Genomic DNA, 21,595 nt, shown 5'->3' on the forward strand with positions numbered 1-21,595 from the left:
GTGTATCGGCAGCCTCTGCACAAAGATGAGTGGGGAAAAAGCAGTGCGCCTTGGTAGCCAGTGGCCAGCATTTTAACGGCCAGCGCGCACCTGGGCCAGCCTTCAGGCCAGCACGCCCAGAGACTTGGCCCTGGCGACGGCTTGCGTGCGCCGCTCTACCCCAAGCTTGCTGTTGATATGGCTGGCGTGGGTCTTGACCGTGTGCAGCGAAATGAACAGGCGCTCGCTGATCTGCTGGTTCGAGCAGCCCTGGGCAATCAGCTCCAGCACCGCGAGTTCGCGCGCACTCAACGCTTCAGAGGCCCCATTGGCAGTGGTCAGCGCCTCGGGCAAGCGCGCAATCAGCTCCGCCTGGGCCGGGCAGGCAGCCCTGAGCTCGAGTTGATCGCGCAACCACTGCGGGTGCTCCGCGACAAGCCGCGCGAAGGCTTGCAACGCGCCCCCTTGCGCAGCCTCCATGGCGTGCGCCAACCGCTTGCAGGCTTCGGGCTCACGACCTTCGGCCAGCAACAACTCGATCAGCTGGCACGACGCACTGACCACCAGTGTCATGCCGCCATTGGCCTGGCCACGCTCGACCAGTGCCTGCAAGCGCGACTCGGCCTCGCGCGGGCGTTGCAGCACACGATCGAGCAGCGCCTGCTGCAGCTCGATGTGCAAGGGCAGCAACGGGTGAAACTCCGGCGCGGCGGCTGGCTGCTTGCCGCCGTAGGTCTGGCCCAGGCGCAGCAGCCAGGACTCGGCGAGGTCTGTGCGCCCCTGGGCGATCCACAGCTCGCACTTCACCAGCGTTATCATGGCCAGGTAGAAGATCGGCGGAACATCCCAGATGTGCATCAGCCGCTCCGCCTCGGCCAGTTCCGAAAACGCCTCGGTGAAACGCCCTTCACGACCCTCGAGCGAGGCGATCACGCAATGGCCGATCAGCACGCTGATATCGCGGCAGGTGCGTGCTTCGCTAAGCCCCGCGCGCAAGCGTGCGCGCCCCTGGCCAGGCTGCAGGCCCGCCGCAAGCAGATAGCCTTCGTACAAGGTGAGCCGTGCCCGCACGGCATACAGCCGCTGCCCCGACAACCCCTGCAGCCGCTGCAAGCCCTGACGGACCTCATCCAGCGCGCGCCGCACTTCGCCACGAGCATGCAGCACACGGGCACGGTCGTAGTGCGCCAACGCCTCGAACAACGGGTTGCCGACACGCTGGGCCAACTCCAGCGCCTCGCGATTCCAGCCACGCGCCCGCCAGAAATCACCATCGGCGATGGCCAGGTTGGACAGCGTGGAAAGGCACACCAGGCGTTGCCCGTAACGCTTGCGAGGCAGGCTGCGCAGTGCTTGCGTACAGTAAGCCAGGGTGCGCTCGCGATCGCCGCGGCCGCGGGCGATCACACCGCTGAGCGCCAGCCACTGGGCCAGCATCGACTTCTGCGCCGTCGCCGACGGCGCCGGCAGGAAGCGGCTCAGATAACCTGCGAGTTCTTCGGCCGCGTCCAGCTGGCAAGCCAGCCCCAGGGCCCAGCTGTACAGTACGATCAGCCGGGGTGTGCTGATCAGCAGGCTGTCAGGCAAGTCCATTTTCCAGCGCAGCAACATGCCAACGTTCTGCTCGGCCAGCAGTTGCTCCTCGGACAGGCTCTGCACCAGGTCCGCCGCCACGTCGAGATGCCCGGCACGCAATGCCTGCTCTACCGCTTCATCCAGCAGCCCCTGGCCCTCGAACCAACGACAGGCACGCAAATGCAAACTCGCCAGCGGCTCGCTGGCCTGCCGACTGCGCAGCAGGTCGGAGAACAGGTGGTGGTAACGGAACCAGCGGCCATGCTCATCGAGCGGCACCAGAAAGACCTGATGGGCCTGCAGGAAGCTCAATACCTGCGCACTGTCCTCACGCTCGCGCACCGCGTCGCACAGCTCAGCGCAAAAGCGCTCCTGGCATGCGGTGTCGTAGAGAAATGCCTGCACGGGTGCGGGCAGTATGTCGATGACTTCCTCGAGCAGGTAATCACGGATCAAGCCTTCGCCACCGTGCAACGCCTGCGGCAAGGCATTGTCATCACCGGACTCACTGGCCGCCAGTTGCCAGAAACGCAGACCTGCCACCCAACCGTCGCTGCGCTGGATCAGGTTATCGAGCGCCTGGCCACGCAAGCCGGTGGGCTGGCGGCCAATCACCGCCAAGGCTTCATCGGGGGTCAGGCGCAAGTCCTGCTCGTTGAGTTCGACCAGTTGGCGCGACAGCCGCAGGCGCGCCAGGTGCCAGTCTGGCCGCTGCCGGCTGGTGACCAACAGGACCAACCCGGCAGGCAGATGATTGAGGAAAAACTGCAGGCAGCGATCGAGTACTGCGCCTTGGGCGAGGTGGTAGTCGTCCAGGACCAGCAGCAGGGGGGTATCGGGCTGCAGATACAGCGCAAGCTCGTCGAGCAGGCCATCGAGCCACTCTTCGAAGGCAAAGGGTTGGTGGCGCTGGCGCATTTTCAGCAGCCCCAGGGCTTGGCCCCCCAATGCCGGGCAGAACTGCTGCAACCCTTCAAGCAAGCGCTCGAGGAAGCGACCAGGGTCGGCGTCGCGCTGGCTCAGGCCCAGCCAGAGACTGCGCCAATGGCCAGGCAGCTCCTGGCAGAACTCGATGGCAAGCGAACTCTTGCCAAAGCCGGCTGGCGCGTTGACCAACAGCAAGCGCCCATCCAGCCCCGCTTGCAGGCGTTGGCACAGGCGGGCTCTCGGTACGTGGGCGTCGGGCAGGGGTGGCCTGAAGAAACGCCCGTCCAGCAGGCCCAGGGCCTGGCTGGCGACTCCATGCATACGGGACAGGTCTGTCATGGCCGGCTCGTTCTATTGGGAAGACTACGGCGATATGGATTTTTGCGAGACTAGCGGCAAATGTTATGCATTTGAAGATGATGGCGGCGATTTAGCCAAAAAAGACTACGACAAAAAGAAACGCTGGCGATGGACATCATCTCGATTGATGTCACCCCATTAAGAAAATCGTCTTGAAGGTGCCCGACGACAATAACCCCTTACAACAGAAACGCCCCGGCAAGCCGGGGCGTTCTGGGAGTTCACAAGAAGTGTGCAGCAGTCAGTTCATCGCACCCCCGCCTGACGCAAGGCAGCGGGCTGGAACTCGGCCTTGCTGGCACTGAAGCCGAAGTTGTAGGCACTCTTCTCTTCGTTTTTCATGCCCAGGGCCAGGTAACGGCCAGACTGCAGGTCGTAGATGGCTTCCAGGGTGTACCACGGCACCTGCACGTTGTAGTACGGCTGGGCGTGGGCCTCGGAGATACGCCACAGTTGCCCGCGGCCGTCGTACTGGTCGATCACTGCGGCTTGCCAGGTATCCTCGTCGATGTAGAAGTCACGTTTGGCATAGATGTGGCGCTGGCCCGGCTTGAGCGTGGCGACCACATGCCAGACTCGACGCAGCTCGTAACGCGACAGGTCCTGGTTGATGTGCCCGGCCTTGATGATGTCGCCGTACTTGAGTTTCGGGTCATCGAGCTTGAAGGCGTTGGCGGCGATGTACATCTCCTTCTTGCCTTCGAGTTTCCAGTCGTAGCGGTCCGGGGCACCGTTGTACATGTCCAGGTTGTCGGACGTGCGCAGGCCGTCGGCGGCAGTGCCCGGACCGTCATACGACACTTGCGGTGCCTGGCGTACCCGACGCTGGCCGGCGTTGTAGATCCACGCCTTGCGCGGTTCCTTGACCTGGTCGAGAGTTTCGTGAACCAGCAGTACGGTACCGGCCAGGCGCGCTGGCGCAGTCACTTCCTGCTTGAAATAGAACAGGATGTTGCCCGGGTTGGCGGGATCATAGTCCTTCATCTTGTCGCGAAAGACGAACTGGTCCTGGAAGTACACCAGGCTATAGGAGCCATTCTGCTGCGGGGTGGCTTGAGTGACCAGGCGGGTCACGCTACCGCCGCGGTAGCGGGTGATGTGGTTCCAGATCACCTCAAGGCCATCCTTGGGAATCGGGAACGGTACGGCGGTCTGGAAGTTCTCCAGGCCGTTACCGCCCGCCACCAGGGTGGTCTTGGTGGCGTTTTGCTTGATCGCCGCAAAGACGTCGTCTGGCACCGTGGAGCCGCGGTGGGTCTTGTATACCGGGATCTTGTAAGAGTCCGGGTAGCGCTTGAACATTGCCAGCTGGCCAGGCGAAAGCTTGGCCTTGTACTGGTCGACGTTCTGCGCGGTGATGGTGAACAGTGGCTTTTCACTGCCGTAAGGGTCGGAGAGGAAGCCCTTGCTGTCGGCGCTGCCAGCGCTCTTCGACAGCGGTTCCCAGGGGCCGATCGAGCCATCGGCGTTGCCGGCTTTTTCCGCCCCCATGGGGGTCAGCGATGCGCCCAGCTTGGCCGCCTCGTCGGCGGAAACCGCAGCCATGACGCTGGTAGCCAACAGGGACAGGCCCAGTACACCGGCTTGCAGCAGACGTGTGGTCGTTTTCATTCTGTTGTCGTCCTGGATCAATGTGCTTAGAAGTTCACGCCGAAGCTGAGGGCGACGAAGTCGCGGTCATCCACGGTGGTGTACTTGCCGTCGAAGAAGTTGGTGTACGACAGGCTCGCGGTGTAGGTGTTCTGGTACTCGGCGTCCAGGCCCAGGCTGACCGCCTTGCGGCCTTCCTCGAAGGCGCCGCCAGGGCCCGGGGAGTAGCCATCGACGTCGTGGGACCAGGCCACGCTGGGGCGCAGGTTCACGCCGGCGAAGACGTTGTTGTAGTCCCAGATGGCACGCACGCGATAACCCCAGGAGTCGGCGGTGGTAAAGCCATCGTTTTCGCAGTAGCGCGACAGGTTGTTCTGCTCGACGCCCGCCAGCGTACTGGCGTTGAGCCGCTGGCAACTGCCACCGGGTAGCGGGCCTGGCCCATAGACCGGGTCACGGCCATAGCGTGCCTTGGAGGTGCTTTCCAGGCCACCCACATGGGTCCAGCCCACTTCGCCGACCATGGTCAGGCGTTCGGCGCCCATGACCTGGTCGAAGAAGTGAGTGAAGGTGGTTTGCAGTTGGGTGATTTCCTTACGGCGATAGCCAGGCTGATCAGTGTTCGCTGTGCCCTTCAGCACCGAGGCGTTGGGGTCTAGCGGCGTCAGGCCGGAGTACAGGATATCGGTGGTGTTCAACTGCACCGGCGCATTAGGCCGGTAGCTGATTTCGCCGCTCCACGCCGTGCCAGTTGGCAAGGTCGTGGAGAAACTCACGCCATACAGGCGAATATCCTCCGGATATTCCACGTGGTAGCTGGAGTTGCCGGCGACATACAGCGGCATGAGCTGCCTGAGCAAGGCCGGGTTGGTGGCGGCCCCGAACGGAACCCCCGAACGGATCAGCGCGGCAGCCAGGTTGTTAGGGTTATAGAAGCTGGCATTAGCTCCGCGGCCACTGAAAATCGGCGCCCGGCTGTGGTAGTTCATGAAGTAGCCACCGAACTCGGTGTTCAGAGGCTCGTACATGTAGCGCAGAGCCAGGCCGAACTGGCCACTGTCCCGGGCATCGCGATCGGCGCCGCGACGCACGATCACACCCTCGTCGGGCGACCCCCAGCTGACCCCCTGCGACTTCAGCGCATTCAACGCGGGTGCTGCGAGCGGGCCCAGGCCTCGCGCCACTGCCGATTGCTTGGCCAGCACGGCCAGGTTGTTGTCGCAACCATCGGCAATTACGTCAGGCTGAGAGAAGAACGTACCGCAGTTGTCGACGACCGTCTGGTCCCACTCGATCTGGTAGAAGCCTTCTGCCGTCAGGTTGTCGGTCAGGCTCTGCGACACATAGAACATGTTGACGGGGATCAGGCCTTCCTTGATCTCCGCGCCTGGGCGGCGAAACGCCGAGACGTCGATGGGGTTGATGGCGTTGATACCGCCACCGATGAAGGTGCTCTCACCCCAGCTCACCACCTGCTTGCCCAGGCGCACGGTGCCCGGCAGGTCGGCGATGTTGTAGTTGTGGTAGACGAAGGCATCGAGCAGCTCCGCACCCGAGGACTTGGCGCCTTCCTTGCGGTTGGAGTCGCTGATGTCCTTGAACTCGCGATGTTCGTCCTTGAGCTCGAAGTCGTACCAGTACTTGCCACGGACGAACACGCCGGTGTCACCGTACTTGAGTTCGAGGTCATGGATACCCTTGAAGATCTTCGAGAAGGTCTCGCCCTTCTTGAAGTTCAGGTGACCATCGTCGGAGGTCTGCGACAACCCTCTGCCGCCGTTGTTGGCGCCGATGAGGTTCTTGTTCGGATTGGCCGTCGACCAGCTGGCGCCCACGGAGAGCGACGAGTCGAACTGGCCTTCGATTTCCCCGATGTTGAAGCTGACAGCGAAAGCAGGACTTGCGAGCGTAGAAGCGAGGCTGACTGCCAGTGGCAGTTTTGCCCGGCGCCAGAACGGGTTTGCAGATGTCATCGACGCTACTCCATGTACTTTATTGTTATGGCAGTGAGTCCTTTCAAGAACGGCTCGAGCGCCTGGTAAAGCCGGCTCCTGCCCGTGGTATCGCACATCAATGATGCGCGGCACCCTCCCCCATTCCTGAAAAATCCCCTGGCCCGACTATAGCCAGCGGTCACAGGTGCTTGATCCCTCTAAAGTGTGATTTGCGCGCCCTGCTTGCGGCCGGCCTTGAAGGAGCGGCCCCATGGGCTGGCAGTGCTCAAGCATGGCCCAAATTTTCTGTCTGGCAAGGCTTCGACCGCTCTAGCATGCGGCCCGCACCTTGAAAGACACGGGCCGCCACAGGGTCAGAGCGTGGAAAGGAAAGTGCTGTTGCTGGCCTGCCACTGAGTGATGTCCAGGCGGATGCGCTTCTTGTCGAGCTTGCCGACACTGGTCTTGGGAATTTCAGTAACAATGGCGATCTGGCTGGGGATCGCCCACTTGTTGATGTGCCCTTGCTCGACGAACGGCTTGAGGTGTTCCTTGAGGGAACGCGCGTCGATGCTCAGCCCCTCGCGCACCACCAGCAGCGCGAACGGGCGCTCGCCCCATTGCGGGTCGGCCACGCCGACCACCGCCACCTCGCGCACCGCAGGATGCCGGCTGACCAGGTCCTCGAGGTCGAGCGACGAGATCCACTCGCCCCCCGTCTTGATCACATCCTTGATGCGATCGCGGATATCGATGTAACCCATGCCGTCGAGGGTCGCGACGTCACCGGTATGCAGCCAGCCGCCCTGCCACAGCTCCTCGCTTTTATCCGGTTCATTGAAGTAACCCATGGTCAGCCACGGCGCACGCAGCACCAGTTCGCCCTGGGACTCCCCATCGGCAGGCAGGAAGTTGCCATCGCCATCGACGATCGCCGCCTCCACCAGCGGCACCGGTACCCCGGCCTTGATGCGGTAGGTGACCCGCTCATCCTCGCTGCCGGCCTGCAACTCATCGTTCAGGTGCGCGGCGCTGATCAGCGGGCACGTTTCCGACATGCCATACGCCGCCGTGAGCTGGATGCCCCGGGCCAGGGCCGCCTCATACAGCGCCCGATTGAGCGCGCTACCGCCGATGATGATCTTCCAGCCGCCGAAGTTTTCACCCTGGGAGGACGGACAGTTGAGCAGCATCTGCAGGATGGTCGGCACGCAGTGGGAGAAGGTGACCTTTTCCTCGCGCCACAGCTTGACCAGCATGTCCGGCTCATAGCGCCCGGGGTAGACCTGCTTCATGCCAAGCATGGTGGCCGCATAGGGAATGCCCCAGGCGTGCACATGGAACATCGGGGTGATCGGCATGTACACATCGTTGCTGCCCAGCAGCCGCACGCTGTCGATGCTGCCGGTGACAGCGGCCTCGGCCAGGGTGTGCAGCACCAGCTGGCGATGGGTGAAGTACACGCCCTTGGGGTTACCGGTGGTGCCGGTGGTATAGAACGTGGTGGCCACCGAGTTTTCGTCGAAATCGGGGAAGTCGTACTGCGGGCTGGCAGCCGCCAGCAGTTGCTCGTACTCGCCGTGAAGGCCCGGCAGGTCGGCGCTCTTGTCCGGCCCGTCGGTCAGCAGCACGGTGCCTTGCACAGTGGTCAACTGGCTGGCGATGCCCTGGTAGAGGCCGACAAAATCGCTGTTGACCAGCACGAAGCGGTCTTCGGCGTGGTTCATGGTGTAGAGAATCTGCTCGGGGGACAGGCGCACGTTGATGGTGTGCACCACCGCACCGATCATCGGGATGGCGAACATGCATTCCAGATAGCGGTGGCTGTCCCAATCCATGACCGCCACGGTATCGCCAGCCTTCACGCCAGCGGCGCTCAGGACGTTGGCCAGGCGCGCGATGCGCTCGCTCAGTTGCGGGTAGGTGAGGCGTAACTGATCGCGATAGACGATTTCACGGGTCTTCTCGTAGCGCACGCCCGACATCAGCAGGCGCTTGATCAGCAGTGGGTATTGGTAAGCGCCCTCGGCGGGCTTGATGATGCGCGTCTGCAGCATGGGTATCCCTTTTCTGGAAAGCGGGCCGGACAATTCAGGCACTTACTGTAGAACGGTGACGCACCGGTCAAATCAGCCGAAGGAATGATTTGGCTGGCACAGGTATGAGTGGGGCCATCGTCGTTGACGAGCGGCGCCTGCGGAACTGACACTGCGCCCTGCATCCTGAGACCCCTTCGCGAGGCAAGCCCGCGCCCACGGATAGCCGAACACCTTTGCCCAGACCGGAGCCCCACATGCCCAGCCTACGTCGCGCCGTGTTTCTCGATCACCACTCCCTCGACCTCGGCGACCTCGACCTTTCGCCCCTGCGCACCCAGTTCGACGACCTGCAACTGCATGCCGCGACCCGTCCGGCCGAGGTTGCCGAACGCCTGCAGGGCGCCACTGCGGTGATCAGCAACAAGGTCATGCTCGATGCCGAGTCGCTCGCGGCCAACCCGCAGCTCAAGCTGATCCTGGTTGCCGCCACCGGCACCAACAACGTCGACCTGGCCGCCGCTCGCGCCCAGGGCATCACCGTGTGCAACTGCCAGGGCTACGGCACCCCGTCGGTGGCGCAGCACACCCTGGCCCTGTTGCTGGCACTGGCCACGCGCCTGTGCGATTACAACCAGGCCGTGGCGGCCGGCCAGTGGGCCAAGGCCAGCCAGTTCTGCCTGCTGGACTTCCCCATCGTCGAGCTGGAGGGCAAGACCCTCGGCCTGCTCGGCCATGGCGAACTGGGTGGCGCGGTGGCGCGGCTGGCCGAGGCATTCGGCATGCGCGTGCTGACCGGGCAGATTCCCGGGCGCCCACCTCGGGCAGATCGCCTGCCGCTGGAAGAGCTGCTGCCGCAGGTCGACGCCCTCACCCTGCATTGCCCGCTCAACGAACAGACCCGCCACATGCTGGGCGCCCGCGAACTGGCGCTGCTCAAACCGGGCGCCCTGGTGGTCAATACCGCCCGTGGCGGGCTGATCGACGAGCAGGCGCTGGCTGACACACTGCGCAGTGGCCATCTGGGCGGTGCGGCCACTGATGTGCTGAGCGTCGAGCCACCGGTCAATGGCAACCCACTGCTGGCTGGCGACATCCCGCGCCTGATCATCACCCCGCACAGCGCCTGGGGCGCGGTGGAGTCGCGCCAGCGCATCGTCGGCCAGCTCGCCGAAAACGCCCTGGCCTACTTCGCCGGCCAGCCGCGGCGAGTGGTCGGCTGATCGACTGAAGCCTCTGCTACACTGCGCCACTTTTTTCAGGAGGCGTCGTCCATGGACCCGCGCAGTGAAGTGTTGCTCCGCCAGGCGGACCTGTTCCAGGGCCCGCTGTTGATCGCCGGCGCCCAGGCCGATGGCCTGCTTGGCCAGTTGCCGGCGGCCCATGGCTGGACCTGGCATGCGGGTGATCAGGCAGTGCTTGAGAGCCGCTTCGCCGGGCGCAGCCACTATGGCGTCGAGGTGCCTGCGGTGGCCTTCGACAGCGCGGTGCTGTTCCTGCCCAAATCCCGCGAACTGGCCGCCTACCTGCTCAACGCGCTGGCGTCACGCCTGGCCGGCCGCGTGCTCTACCTGGTGGGTGAAAAACGCGGCGGCATCGAAGGTGCGGCCAAGCTGCTGCAGGCTTTTGGCAAACCGCGCAAGCTGGACAGCGCGCGGCACTGCCAGCTGTGGCAGGTGACCGTGGACAACGCCCCTGAGGCCAAGCCACTGCATAGCTTGGCCGAACGTTTCGAGCTGCCGCTGGCCGATGGCCCGCTGCAGGTCATCAGCCTGCCGGGCGTGTTCAGCCATGGCCGCCTGGACAAAGGCACGGCGCTGTTGCTGGAGCACCTCGACGGCCTGCCAGGCGGCCATGTGCTGGACTTTGGCTGCGGCGCCGGTGTGCTGGGGGCAGCGATCAAACGACGTTACCCGCACAGCCGGGTCACCCTGCTGGATGTGGATGCATTCGCCGTAGCCGCCAGTCGCCTGACCCTTGCGGCCAACAACCTTGAAGGCGAGGTGATCAGCGGTGACGGCATCGATGCCGCCCCTGTCGACCTGGACCTGATCCTGAGCAATCCGCCCTTCCACACGGGGGTGCATACCGATTATCAGGCCTCGGAGAACCTGCTGAAAAAATCTGGCGAACATCTTCGAAAAGGCGGAGAAATGCGCCTGGTTGCCAACAGTTTCCTGCGCTACCAACCCTTGATCGAAGGCGCGCTCGGCAACTGCGAAATTCGCGCCGAAGCCCAGGGCTTTCGCATCTACCGGGCAACCCGTGGCTGAAAACAGCGCTTGCCGAATGCGCGCGGTGTAGGCAGAATCCGCTCCGTCCTAGGGGAGTAGTCTCCCGCGAGCGCCCTGCTCGCCCGGTACGCGTCAACACACTTGGCCCACAGGCCATGGCGCGTACGACCCACGATCCGCACAGACGGATCCAGGGTTTGACAAGACCTATGACACGCACACCTTACCCGGGGCGGGGAGGCTGTACGTGTCATAGCCGTGTCGACCCGCCCCCGTAGGAAACCTGATGCTGGAATCTCTGCTGGTCCCCACCGCCATCGTTGCGCTCGCTGAAATCGGCGACAAGACGCAACTGCTCGCACTCATCCTCGCGGCGCGTTTTCGCAAGCCCTGGCCGATCATCGCCGGCATTGTCGCCGCGACCCTGGCCAACCATGCCGCCGCTGGCGCCGTGGGTGCCTGGGTGAGCAGCTTCTTCACCGAATCGGTGCTGCACTGGATCCTTGCCGCAAGCTTCACCGCCACCGCGCTGTGGACCCTGGTGCCGGACAAGATGGACGATGACGAAAGCAGCAGCGCACGCCGTTTCGGGCCGTTCCTGACCACCCTGATCGCGTTCTTCCTGGCAGAGATCGGCGACAAGACCCAGGTCGCCACGGTAATGCTGGCGGCGCAGTATCCGCACCTGATCATGGTGATCATCGGTACCACCCTGGGCATGCTGATTGCCAACGTGCCGGTGGTACTGGCGGGTAACTTCGCGGCCGAGAAACTGCCACTGACTCTGATCCGGCGCCTGGCGGCAGCGGCGTTCGTGGTACTGGCGATCGTCGCGGTGTACTCGGCGATGAAGACCAGTGGCTGGATAGGCTGAAGCAGCGGTAAGCGGCAAGCTACAAGCGGCAAGAAAGAGCAGAAGCGCCCTTACTTGCCGCTTGAAGCTTGAAGCTTGAAGCTGCTTTTACTTCTTGGCCGCCTGATACAGCGGCATCACCTTCGGAATCGCTGCCTGCAGCGAGGCGATCCGGCTGCTGGAGGCCGGGTGGGTGCTCATGAACTCAGGCGGCGCACCTTCGGAGGCCTTGCTCATCTTGTTCCACAGGGTGATCGCGGCGTTCGGGTCGTAACCGGCACGGGCCGACAGCTCCAGACCGATCAGGTCGGCCTCGTTCTCGTTGCTGCGGCTGTTGGGCAGGGTCATGGCGTAGTTCACCACGGTGTCGGCCAGCGCCATGCTGTCCTGGCCAAGCCCGAGGAAGGCACCCGCGCCCTGACGGGCCATTTCCACGCCATAGGCCTTGGACATCGCTTCACGGCCGTGCTCACGCAGGGCGTGGGCAATTTCGTGGCCCATGACCGCGGCGATCTCGGCATCGTTGAGCTTGAGCTGATCGATCAGCCCGGTGTAGACGATGATCTTGCCGCCCGGGCCGCAGTTGGCATTGAGCTCGTCGCTCTTGATCACATTGACTTCCCACTTCCACTGCGCGGCATCCGGCCGGAACACTGGAGCCTGAGCGATGAGGCGATCGGCGATGGCCTGCACGCGCTTGGCGTCGGCACTGCCCTTGTCCAGCACGCCCTTGCTCGACGCTTCGCCGAGGGTCTGCTGGTACGACTGGGCATACATCTGGTTGACCTCATCGGTCGAGAGCATGCTGAACATGTACTGCTTGCGCTCGACGCCCACGGCGCCACCGCTGGTGGTATTGACCGCCTGGCAGCCGCCCAGCAGGACGCTGGCGCTCAACATGCTGACAACGAATGACTTACGCATTAAAACACTCCCTTTTTACGTGCCGCGTATCCTAGGCCCTGATGCTCGCCTCGACCAGAGCCACAGGGAAGATTTCTTACGCGCCCCTCATGCTTTGGTATTAGCCCGCCGATAACCCAGGGATACGACCTCCTTGCGCGCGGAGCTTTTCATGAAGTTCAAGTCGATCCAGTTTTCCGTGGCCGCCCTGGCCGGTGCCATCGTGCTGAGCATTGTCGCGGCACTGGTGCTTTATGCCGTGTACTCCGGCCAACGCACCCAGGCGCTGGTGGAACAGCGCACACAGAAGCAGTTCGAAAGCGTGATCGAGCAGCGCCTGGCAGCCCTGGCCCGCACCCAGGTCAGCGAGATCCAGCGCGGCCTCGAGGCGCCCCTGGCGATTGCCCGCAGCCTGGCCACCAGCAACGCCATGCTCGGCATGCAGGCCGCCGATGGCAGCCCGCTGATGCGGGTCGACCGTGAACACTTGATCAACCAGCTCAAGCGCACCGTCGAGGTCAACCCGACGGTACTGGGCGCGTATCTGGGCTGGGAGCCCAACGCCCTCGACCATGACGACGCCCGCTACGTCGGCAGCAAGCTCACCGGTATCGACAGCGCCAACGGCCGCTTCCTGCCCTGGTGGTTCCGCAACGGCGACGGCAGCCTCGGCCAGGACCAACTGGCCGACGTCAATGACCGCACCGTGCTGGCCACCGGTGTGCGCGCCAGCGAGTACTACCTGTGCCCGAAAGAGTCGAAAAAGGCCTGCGTGATCGACCCGGCACCCTACAAAGTCGGCGACAAGATGGTCATGCTCGCCTCGTTCGTCGAACCGATCATGGTCAATGGCCAGTTCCAGGGCATGGCCGGCGCCGACCTGTCGGTGAACTTCATCCAGGACCTGCTCAACGCCGCCGACCGCCAGCTCTACGACGGTGCCGGCGAACTGGCACTGGTGTCGAGCAACGGCCGCCTGGTCGCCTACACCCGAGACCCGGCGAAGTTCGGCGAAAAAGCCAGCGAGGTTCTCGCCAGCGAAGAGGCGGCCACCCTGAGCAGCTTGAGCGGCGAAGCGCTGCATTATGAAGTGGACGCCAGCAAGGACCGCATCGAGCTGTACCTGCCGTTCAAGGTCGCCAGCACCGATGCGCGCTGGACCTTGCTGCTGGAACTGCCGTTGAGCACGGTGATGGCCGACGTCAACCAGCTGCAGCAGGACCTGGCCGAGCAACGTCGCACCGACATCGCCGGCATGACCGTGGTCGGCCTGGGCATCGCCGCGCTGGGTCTGCTGGTGATCTGGCTGCTGGCCCACGGCATCGCCCGCCCACTGCGCCAGATGGTGGCCATGCTCGACGACATCGCCCAGGGCGAAGGCGACCTGACCCGCCGCCTGCAAAGCGACCGCGCCGACGAACTGGGCGCCATCGCCAAGGGCTTCAACACCTTCCTGATCAAGCTGCAGGCCATGATCAGCCAGGTGGTCAGCTCGGTGCAGAAAGTCAGCGATTCGTCGGAGCACACCGCCGACATCGCCATCCGCACCAACCAGGGCGTGCACAAGCAGATGGTGGAGATCGACCAGGTGGCCACCGCCGTGCAGGAAATGACCGCCACCGCGCAGGATGTGGCGCGCAACGCCACCCAAGCGGCCCAGGCTGCCAGCGAGGCCGACCGTGCGGCCAACCAGGGCCTGGAGATCGTGCGTGACACCTCGCACTCGATCAGCGCTCTGGCCGGCGAGATTGGCCGGGCGGTGACCGTGGTGCAGGACCTGGCCCGCGACAGCGAGAACATCAACGCCATCCTTGTGGCGATTCGCGCGATTGCCGAGCAGACCAACCTGCTGGCGCTCAACGCCGCCATCGAGGCTGCCCGCGCCGGCGAGCAGGGCCGTGGCTTCGCCGTGGTCGCAGACGAAGTCCGCAACCTGGCACAGAAGACCCAGCAGGCCACGCAGGAAATCCAGCAGATGATCCAGCAGCTGCAGCAGGGCACCCGCGAAGTGGTCAAGGTGATGGAAGACAGCCAGGGCAAGACCGATGTCAGCGTGCAGCAGGCCAGCCGCGCGGCGCAGTCGCTGGAGAGCATCACCCAGGCGGTTTCGGTGATCAACGACATGAACACCCAGATCGCCAGCGCCGCCGAGCAGCAGAGCGCGGTGGCCGAGGACATCAACCGCAACGTGATCAGTATCGGCCAAGTGGCCGGCGAAGTGGCCGGCGGCGCCGACGAGTCGAGCCAGGCCAGCGCCGAGCTGACCAAGCTGGCCGAGCAGCAGCGGCGCTTGATCAATCAGTTCAGGGTTTGATCCCTGGGTGCACAGGTACTCCTGTAGGAGCTACTGTCTTGCATCAAATCTAAAATCTGGCGCAGCCCCTGTGGGAGCGGGCTTGCCCGCGAACACCGGCGCAGCCGGTGCCATCCACCGCGCCGCCTACTTCGCGGTGGTCCGGCACTCCGGTAAACCCGCTCCCACAGGGACTACGCATCAACCAGGCTTTAGGCCGGGGTCAGGCACTCCGGCCCATCGAGCTTCGGATCATTGACGAACAGCGCCAGCGCCCGCTCGCGCAAGGCACCTGGCGGCTTGGCCAGGATTTCGTGCAAACGCGGCAATGGTGTGTCCGGGTCGAGCCAGAGCGCCTGCTCGGCCTCATCCAGGATCAGCGGCCGGCGCTGGTTCATGGCCGCCTGGGTGATCACCGCGCAACTCAGCCAGACCTGCTCCTGCACCGGATACTCTTCCCAGACCGCGGCAAAGAACAGCGCCGAACCCTCCCCCGGGGTGACCCAATAAGGGCGCTTGCGCGCCGTGCCGCGCCACTCGTAGAAGCCGTTGGCCGGTATCAGGCAGCGCCGCTGGCGGAACGGTTCACGGAACATCGGTTGCTCTGCGAGGGTCTCGGCGCGGGCCTGGGCGGGGGTACGGGAGAGGTCGGTCAGCCAGGCCGGGGTCAACCCCCAGCGGGCACTGGCCAGTTGCAGCTGGCCATCGAGCTGGCGCTGAATCAGCACCGAGGCACCGGGCGAGATGTTCCATTGAGGCTGCTGGCCCGGGGGGAACCCCGGCAGACCGGCGAAGGCCTGGGACCAGCGAAACAGGGCATAGCGTCCACACATGGGCGAAATCAAAACCTAACAGATCAGGGTTCCCGGATAACTTTCCGGTTCGTCGCCAGCAAGAGGCTGGGCCGCATTGTACGCATCGATCAACTGCCGCGCGTAGCCGGCCTGCTCATCGGCCACTGCCAGGCCGAGCAGGCCCTGCATGGGCAGCTCGCCCACACCGCCCATCAGGTCGCGCCCGACCAGGTGCACCTCGATGCCCTCGCTGACCAGCATACCCACCAGCATCTGTGCCTCCAGGAGGTTTTCCGGGTCATAGATTCGCTGCATCAGTCATTCTCACCGTAGACATCGAGCATCCACTCCTCGCCATGTACCTGCAGCACGAAGCGGATAGGCTTGCAGCACACCTGGCAGTCCTCGATGTATTCCTGATCGCCGCCGGACAGGTCCACCGTCGTTTCGACTTCTTCACCACAATAGGGACAATCGTAGAGTGCAGTCTCCAGCATCGCGGCCTCCCGAGTGACTTGTGCGTATAATTGCCGGTCTGTTTACAGGGCCTGTGTGTGTCGGAGCCGTTTGTCCGACCCCGTCCCTACCTTATTACCCTAGCCGTTTCCAACAAGAGAGCATGATGGGCGAATTCGATGCCATCCGACCGTACGACGACGCTGAGGTCCCTGCCGTTCTGGCACGCCTGCTCAGCGACCCGGCATTCCTCGATATCCTCACCCACTTCCGCTTCCCGCGCGCGGCGGGCGCCCTCGGCTGGCTGCTCAAGCCGCTGATCGCCCGGCGCCTGCGTAAAGAGTTCGCCGGCGTTACCTGCGTCTCGACGCTGCAGGACAAGGTCGAGTACTACGTCGACCGCACCATCGACCGCGCCACCGACGGCGTCACCTATTCCGGCGTCGAGCAGCTCAAGTCGGGCACCGCCTACCTGTTCCTGGCCAACCACCGCGACATCGTCATGGACCCGGCCTTCGTCAACTACGCGGTCTATCACGCGGGCCTGCCCACGCCGCGCATCGCCATTGGTGACAACCTGCTGCAGAAGCCGTTCGTCAGCGACATGATGCGCCTGAACAAGAGTTTCATCGTGCACCGCTCGATCAGCGGGCGCCGCGAGAAACTGGCCGCCTACCAGCTGCTGTCGGCCTACATCAACCACTCGATCCGCAACGACGGTGCTTCGATCTGGATCGCCCAGGCCGAAGGCCGCGCCAAGGACGGTGACGACCGCACCGATTCGGCCATTCTCAAAATGTTCCACATGAGCCGCAAGGACGAGCCGTTCGGCGCGGTGATCCAGAGCCTGAACCTGATCCCGGTGTCGATCAGCTACGAATACGACCCCTGCGACCAGGCCAAGGCCCGCGAGCTTTACATCCGCGCCACCACCGGCAGCTACAAGAAGGCCCCGGGCGAGGACGACAACAGCATCGCCCAGGGCATTACTGGCTACAAAGGGCGCGTGCACATCAACTTTGCCCCACCGGTGACCGAGTACCACGAAGACACCAAGCAGCTGGCGCAAGCCATCGACCGACAGATTCTCGGTGGCTACCGGTTGTTCCCGGTGCACTACCTGGCCTATGCGATGTGGGCCGAGAAGGATGCGGCACTCGAGGTGCCAGGCGCGGAGAAGTTGTTCCCGGCGGACGAATTGGCCAAGGCCAAGGAAGAATGGCAGCGTCGCCTCGACGCATGCCCGGTGGAACAGCAGCCGTACCTGGTGCAGCAGTATGCGACGCCAGTGCGCAACCAGTACCAGGTGAAGCGCCAGCCCCTGTCCGCCTGAAGAGTGGCTTGTGCGAGCAAGTGTCTTGCTCGCCATTCAAACAGCTGCACTCTGCCTGTGGGAGCGGGTTTACCCGCGAAGATGACACCTCGGTGCCTGGCACGGGCTATGCCCGTGTTCGCGGGTAAACCCGCTCCCACAGGCAGAGTGCAGGTCTTGAGTTCGCCGCTACCACAAATGGAACACCAGGCTTCAGACCCAGGTGCTGAACCACGACAGCAGCAGCGCCATGGCCAGGCACGAAAAACCGAGGATGTAGTAGTAACGCGGCACGCGCCGGTCGAAGGCATCCACCAGCCCTTCGTCCACCGCCAGGCTTTCACGGGTCATGCTGGCGCGGCGCCGGGCACTGTGCAGCAGCAGCCCGCCAGGGCAGGTTATCAACAGGGCCAGCAGGTTGATCAGCTTGGCCGGGTGGGCAGCCAGGAAGCCCCAGAGCACTTGCAACGACATCGCACGACCTCGGTATCACGACGGCAAAGCCCGGCATTCTACCCAAGCCGGCATGCCCCTCCCGCTTTTTGCGACAAAGTGTCAGTTAATTTCATCTGTCACACGCTCGTCATCAGGACAGGCCACCCTGTCGGCCTTCCACCGTACCGGAGCTTGTCATGCTGCACGCCGAAAACCAGGACCGCCTGTACCTCGTTGCCCAGAGCGATGAGCAACAAGCGCTGATCGACAGCTTCTCGATCAATGTCCAGGACCGCCAGTGGCTGGTGTATTGCGCCTTGGGCGGACACAGCCATGACGACCTGCCCGAGGTCGACATGCAGACCGGCATCAGCTTGCTGGACTTCCACGTCCTAGCGGCCTGAGACATCTTCAACGGCTTCATCGCAGGCTGAATGCATCGTTTGAAACCAGCAAACATCCTGTGGGAGCGGCTTTAGCCGCGAAGCAAGCGACGCGGTGCATGGCACCGGCTTCACCGGTGTTCGCGGCTAAAGCCGCTCCTATAGGGCCGGCGCTCTACTCAGGATATGCATAGTCCTGTGGGCACCGGCGAAGCCTGCGCACAAAAAAGCCCGCTGCATGGCACCCAGGCAGCGGGCTTTTGCATTACACCGAAGCGCTTACTCGCCCAGCACCTGCCCGATGGTCGGGTCCTTGAACAGGCGGGTCAGGGCATCGCTGAGCACATCGCTCACCAGCTTGGTGTTGGTTTCCTGGTTCGGCGCCATGCCGAAGCGCTGGTCGAGCGAAGCACCGTAGCGGCCGCTGTAGCGGCGGTTGGCGTTCGACACGTCGGCGCGGAAAGTGGCGCCGATGGTGGCCTCGGTCACGTACATCTTGTCCTTGGGCGACTGGTACTTCAGTTCGGCCAGGGTCACGGTCAGCTGCGGCACGTTGCCAGCGTTGGGCGTCGGGGTAAAGCCAAGCAGGCGCACCGCCGCTTCGGCCTGGGCCTGCAGCTTGGGCACGACATCATTGCCACTGACGCTGATGGTGCTGGTTTCGGGGTACATGCCCCCACGGGTGCCCAGCGATTGCGAGGCGCGACCGTCAACCACCCTGACCACCACCGGCTGGCCATGGCCGACCGGCGCCAGTTGCTGAGTGAGCTTGGGTTGCGGGCTGAGTTGTTGCGGGCTGTGGGCACACCCGGCCAGGCTCAGGCTGGCCACCGCGAACAAACCGACCAACAGACGTTGCAACATGCGCATTTCTCCAGAAAAAGCGGCAAAGGCCCACAGTATACCTAGGGGCAAGCTCTAAGCGGCAAGCCTCAAGCTGCAAGAGGAGGCAGAGCGCGTGACGGCACACGACTTTCTTGCTGCTTGCAGCTTTCGGCTTGCAGCTCGCCCCGCTTGTCACAATGGTTTCATGCCCCCGCCGTTATGCTTGCGCCAGCCCGACCTGACAGGACAAACCGCCATGGCCTCGCTCTGGACCCTGCTTTTCAAACGTCAGCGCCACTTCACCTACGCTCACCTCGACAGCAATGGCATCTGCCTGGGCTTCAAGCAGACCCGCCAGCCGCCAACGGCCGCCGGCTGGGTCCTGGTCAGCGAGGCGCACCTCGGCTGGCTGGGCCAACCGCTACCCGCCAGCGCCCGAATTTGCAGCCACGCAACCAGCCGTTGGCAGCGTCGCCCCCTCGCAGCCTGACAAACGCTGCAATAAAAACCCATAAAGACCGACCTTTCTGCCTGCGACCTCGCTATAATCTGCCCCCGATTATAAGGACGTCTCCTGATCGGGCCCCGCATTCGCCGACTGACCCCGGCACCTTCTACGCTTCGCCCACAGAGAGCCTTCCACTCAGGTCTTGCATTGGCTGTCGTGCCTGCTGTTTCCGGCCTTCTGCTGCGCATGAACCTGCGGGTTGCCATCGTGCAGTCCACTTTTGAGGTTCACGTCTCCAAAAGAGCGTGAAAAAACGGTTTTTCACAACTTCACGAGAGTGTGGCGAGCAATGAACAGTCTGGCATGTGTAAAAGCAGCAGATCTTTCACAAACAGCCCTGCGCAGACGGCACAAGCGCTCATCCTGGATGGGAGCCTGAGGCCGGCCCGTAACGCATGACGGATCACTTGACCATAAGTCGAATTGCCGCACCCGTGGCATACGGCGTTCAATACCTGAACACCCAAGACTGATTGGCAGTGTCCGCTGAAGTTGCAAGAACTGCGAAGAGTCGGACATGGCGATCCTGGCAAACCCAGGGATCCTGTGCTGTCAATTAGGTAGCTGTAGATTGTGGAGACGCGTTAAATGGCGCAGAACGAATCGGTTGATGTGGTACTGGTAGGCGCGGGCATCATGAGTGCCACCCTGGCCGTACTGCTCAAGGAGCTCGACCCGACCCTGAAGCTTGAGGTCGTAGAGGCGATGGACTCCGGAGCCGCGGAGAGTTCCAACCCCTGGAACAACGCCGGTACCGGCCATGCCGGCCTGTGCGAGCTGAATTACACCCCGCAGGCCGCCGATGGCAGCATCGACATCAAGAAAGCCGTGCACATCAACACCCAGTTCGAGGTTTCGCGCCAGTTCTGGGCCTACCTGAGCAAGAAGGGCAACTTCGGCTCGCCGCGTGCTTTCATCAACCCAGTTCCGCACCTGAGCTACGTCGAGGGTGACAAGGGTATCGACTTCCTCAAGAAGCGTTTCGAGCTGCTCAAGCAGCACCACGCCTTCTCGGAGATGGAATACACCGAAGACAAGGCCGTGATGAACGACTGGATGCCGCTGATGATGCCTGGCCGCCCGGCTGACCAGCGCATCGCCGCGACCCGCGTGGCCAAAGGCACCGACGTCAACTTCGGCGCCCTGACCAACAAGCTGCTCAAGCTGTTGGGCAACAGCCCGGACACCCAGGTCAAGTACAGCAAGAAGGTCGTCGGCCTGCGCCGTAACGGCAGCGGCTGGACCGTGAGCATCAAGGACGTCAACAGCGGCGGCAGCCGTGAAGTCGACGCCCGCTTCGTCTTCCTCGGCGCCGGTGGTGCCGCACTGCCCCTGCTGCAGGCCTCCGGCATCCCGGAAAGCAAAGGCTTCGGCGGCTTCCCGGTCAGCGGCCAGTGGCTGCGTTGCGACAACCCGGAAATCGTCAAGCAGCACCAGGCCAAGGTCTACAGCCAGGCCGCGGTTGGCGCCCCGCCCATGTCGGTTCCGCACCTGGATACCCGCGTGGTCGATGGCAACACCTCGCTGCTGTTCGGCCCGTACGCCGGCTTCACCACCAAGTTCCTCAAGCACGGCTCGTTGATGGACCTGCCGCTGTCGGTGCGCATGGGCAACATCGGCCCGATGCTGGCCGTGGCCCGCGACAACATGGACCTGACCAAGTACCTGGTCAGCGAAGTGATGCAGTCGATGGAGCAACGCCTGGAAGCCCTGCGTCGCTTCTACCCCGAGGCGAAAGCCGAGGACTGGCGCCTGGAAGTGGCCGGCCAGCGTGTGCAGATCATCAAGAAAGACCCGAAAAAAGGCGGCGTGCTGCAATTCGGCACCGAGCTGGTTTCGGCCGCGGACGGCAGCCTGGCTGCACTGCTCGGCGCATCGCCGGGCGCTTCGGTGACCGTGTCGATCATGCTTGAGCTGATCGAGCGCTGCTTCCCCGAGCAGGCGAAGGGTGCCTGGGCTGCCAAGCTCAAGGAAATCTTCCCGGCCCGCGAGAAGGTCCTGGCGACCGACGCTGCGCTGTACCACAAGATCAGCGCCGACAACGATGTGGCGCTGGACCTGGCGCAGGACAGTCCGGCCAAGCACTACGCCTGAACCGGCTGAAACGAAAAAAACGCCCCTCGGGGCGTTTTTTTGTGCCTGGATATCTATCAGCCTGTGCCGGCCCTATCGCGGGGCAAGCCCGCTCCCACAATGCC

At 63.6% G+C, this 21,595-nt stretch carries 19 protein-coding genes, 1 pseudogene and 1 riboswitch; of the genes and pseudogenes, 10 read left to right on the forward strand and 10 right to left on the reverse strand.

Features of this window, described 5'->3' with window-relative positions; genetic code table 11:
* Positions 1-102: 102 nt before the first annotated feature.
* Complete coding sequence (locus LOY51_RS22745) at positions 103-2,820, reverse strand: winged helix-turn-helix domain-containing protein (protein WP_258643169.1); 2,718 nt, start codon at positions 2,818-2,820, stop codon at positions 103-105.
* Between LOY51_RS22745 and LOY51_RS22750 the strand changes: the two genes are divergently transcribed.
* Positions 2,819-2,983 carry a hypothetical protein gene (locus LOY51_RS22750; RefSeq protein WP_258643171.1) on the forward strand — a complete coding sequence of 55 codons (165 nt, stop codon included), beginning with the start codon at positions 2,819-2,821 and terminating at the stop codon, positions 2,981-2,983. The two genes, LOY51_RS22745 and LOY51_RS22750, sit on opposite strands and share 2 nt — an antisense overlap.
* A 104-nt stretch (positions 2,984-3,087) precedes the next feature.
* Here LOY51_RS22750 and LOY51_RS22755 read toward each other — a convergent pair whose 3' ends face one another.
* From LOY51_RS22755 to LOY51_RS22765, 3 genes are all read right to left on the reverse strand, one after another.
* A complete protein-coding gene (locus LOY51_RS22755; RefSeq protein WP_125465509.1) occupies positions 3,088-4,452 on the reverse strand; it encodes a DUF1329 domain-containing protein in 1,365 nt (454 codons plus the stop codon).
* A gap of 26 nt (positions 4,453-4,478) precedes the next feature.
* Positions 4,479-6,404: a DUF1302 domain-containing protein gene (locus tag LOY51_RS22760; protein WP_125860327.1), complete on the reverse strand. Its 1,926-nt coding sequence runs from the start codon at positions 6,402-6,404 to the stop codon at positions 4,479-4,481.
* A 335-nt stretch (positions 6,405-6,739) separates the two neighbouring features.
* Positions 6,740-8,422, reverse strand: coding sequence for a fatty acid--CoA ligase (locus LOY51_RS22765; protein WP_258643173.1), 1,683 nt, complete (start codon positions 8,420-8,422; stop codon positions 6,740-6,742).
* 236 nt (positions 8,423-8,658) lie between these two features.
* On the opposite strand from LOY51_RS22765, the gene LOY51_RS22770 reads away from it, so the two are divergent.
* The 3 genes from LOY51_RS22770 to LOY51_RS22780 all read left to right on the forward strand — a co-directional run bounded on the left by LOY51_RS22770 (position 8,659) and on the right by LOY51_RS22780 (position 11,509).
* Positions 8,659-9,624 carry a 2-hydroxyacid dehydrogenase gene (locus tag LOY51_RS22770; protein WP_258643175.1) on the forward strand — a complete coding sequence of 322 codons (966 nt, stop codon included), beginning with the start codon at positions 8,659-8,661 and terminating at the stop codon, positions 9,622-9,624.
* A gap of 51 nt (positions 9,625-9,675) precedes the next feature.
* Positions 9,676-10,674, forward strand: coding sequence for a methyltransferase (locus tag LOY51_RS22775; protein WP_258643177.1), 999 nt, complete (start codon positions 9,676-9,678; stop codon positions 10,672-10,674).
* Positions 10,675-10,712: 38 nt separating this feature from the next.
* Positions 10,713-10,834: riboswitch (yybP-ykoY riboswitch) on the forward strand.
* 90 nt (positions 10,835-10,924) lie between these two features.
* On the forward strand, positions 10,925-11,509 hold the full coding sequence (locus LOY51_RS22780; RefSeq protein ID WP_178125815.1) for a TMEM165/GDT1 family protein: 585 nt from the start codon (positions 10,925-10,927) through the stop codon (positions 11,507-11,509).
* An 87-nt stretch (positions 11,510-11,596) separates the two neighbouring features.
* On the opposite strand, the gene LOY51_RS22785 is transcribed toward LOY51_RS22780, so the two are convergent.
* On the reverse strand, positions 11,597-12,412 hold the full coding sequence (locus LOY51_RS22785; RefSeq protein WP_110994799.1) for a M48 family metallopeptidase: 816 nt from the start codon (positions 12,410-12,412) through the stop codon (positions 11,597-11,599).
* A 1,234-nt stretch (positions 12,413-13,646) separates the two neighbouring features.
* Between LOY51_RS22785 and LOY51_RS27280 the strand changes: the two are divergent.
* Both LOY51_RS27280 and LOY51_RS27285 read left to right on the forward strand, forming a co-directional pair.
* A pseudogene (locus LOY51_RS27280) lies at positions 13,647-13,847 on the forward strand (HAMP domain-containing protein); the annotation flags it as partial.
* Between the two features lie 114 nt (positions 13,848-13,961).
* Entirely contained in the window at positions 13,962-14,705 is a 744-nt protein-coding gene (locus tag LOY51_RS27285; RefSeq protein ID WP_371923704.1) for a methyl-accepting chemotaxis protein, read from the forward strand.
* Positions 14,706-14,896: 191 nt separating this feature from the next.
* Here LOY51_RS27285 and LOY51_RS22795 read toward each other — a convergent pair whose 3' ends face one another.
* From LOY51_RS22795 to LOY51_RS22805, 3 genes are read right to left on the reverse strand one after another with little or no spacing between them, the layout of a single operon-like run.
* Complete coding sequence (locus LOY51_RS22795) at positions 14,897-15,517, reverse strand: SOS response-associated peptidase (protein WP_125465516.1); 621 nt, start codon at positions 15,515-15,517, stop codon at positions 14,897-14,899.
* A gap of 15 nt (positions 15,518-15,532) precedes the next feature.
* Positions 15,533-15,793 carry a putative signal transducing protein gene (locus LOY51_RS22800; protein WP_125465517.1) on the reverse strand — a complete coding sequence of 87 codons (261 nt, stop codon included), beginning with the start codon at positions 15,791-15,793 and terminating at the stop codon, positions 15,533-15,535.
* On the reverse strand, positions 15,793-15,975 hold the full coding sequence (locus tag LOY51_RS22805) for a CPXCG motif-containing cysteine-rich protein (protein ID WP_045196022.1): 183 nt from the start codon (positions 15,973-15,975) through the stop codon (positions 15,793-15,795). Before LOY51_RS22805 ends, LOY51_RS22800 begins: the two co-directional genes overlap by 1 nt.
* Positions 15,976-16,100: 125 nt before the next feature.
* Here LOY51_RS22805 and LOY51_RS22810 point away from each other — a divergent pair, with 125 nt between their 5' ends.
* Positions 16,101-17,267: a 1-acyl-sn-glycerol-3-phosphate acyltransferase gene (locus LOY51_RS22810; RefSeq protein WP_125466248.1), complete on the forward strand. Its 1,167-nt coding sequence runs from the start codon at positions 16,101-16,103 to the stop codon at positions 17,265-17,267.
* A gap of 192 nt (positions 17,268-17,459) precedes the next feature.
* Here LOY51_RS22810 and LOY51_RS22815 read toward each other — a convergent pair whose 3' ends face one another.
* Complete coding sequence (locus LOY51_RS22815; RefSeq protein WP_258643182.1) at positions 17,460-17,720, reverse strand: hypothetical protein; 261 nt, start codon at positions 17,718-17,720, stop codon at positions 17,460-17,462.
* 158 nt (positions 17,721-17,878) lie between these two features.
* Here LOY51_RS22815 and LOY51_RS22820 point away from each other — a divergent pair, with 158 nt between their 5' ends.
* A complete protein-coding gene (locus LOY51_RS22820; RefSeq protein ID WP_125465519.1) occupies positions 17,879-18,085 on the forward strand; it encodes a hypothetical protein in 207 nt (68 codons plus the stop codon).
* Between the two features lie 258 nt (positions 18,086-18,343).
* Here the strand turns inward: LOY51_RS22820 and LOY51_RS22825 are convergent, their stop codons facing one another.
* Positions 18,344-18,928 (reverse strand): YajG family lipoprotein, encoded by a 585-nt coding sequence (locus LOY51_RS22825; RefSeq protein WP_110994791.1) that lies wholly within the window; start codon positions 18,926-18,928, stop codon positions 18,344-18,346.
* A 217-nt stretch (positions 18,929-19,145) separates the two neighbouring features.
* Here LOY51_RS22825 and LOY51_RS22830 point away from each other — a divergent pair, with 217 nt between their 5' ends.
* Both LOY51_RS22830 and mqo read left to right on the forward strand, forming a co-directional pair.
* On the forward strand, positions 19,146-19,379 hold the full coding sequence (locus tag LOY51_RS22830; RefSeq protein ID WP_125465520.1) for a hypothetical protein: 234 nt from the start codon (positions 19,146-19,148) through the stop codon (positions 19,377-19,379).
* Positions 19,380-19,985: 606 nt separating this feature from the next.
* Positions 19,986-21,491 (forward strand): malate dehydrogenase (quinone), encoded by a 1,506-nt coding sequence (gene mqo, locus LOY51_RS22835; protein WP_110994789.1) that lies wholly within the window; start codon positions 19,986-19,988, stop codon positions 21,489-21,491.
* The last annotated feature ends 104 nt before the right edge of the window (positions 21,492-21,595 follow it).

The sequence above is a fragment of the Pseudomonas sichuanensis genome, assembly GCF_024749065.1.
GTDB classification, from domain to species: domain Bacteria; phylum Pseudomonadota; class Gammaproteobacteria; order Pseudomonadales; family Pseudomonadaceae; genus Aquipseudomonas; species Aquipseudomonas sichuanensis.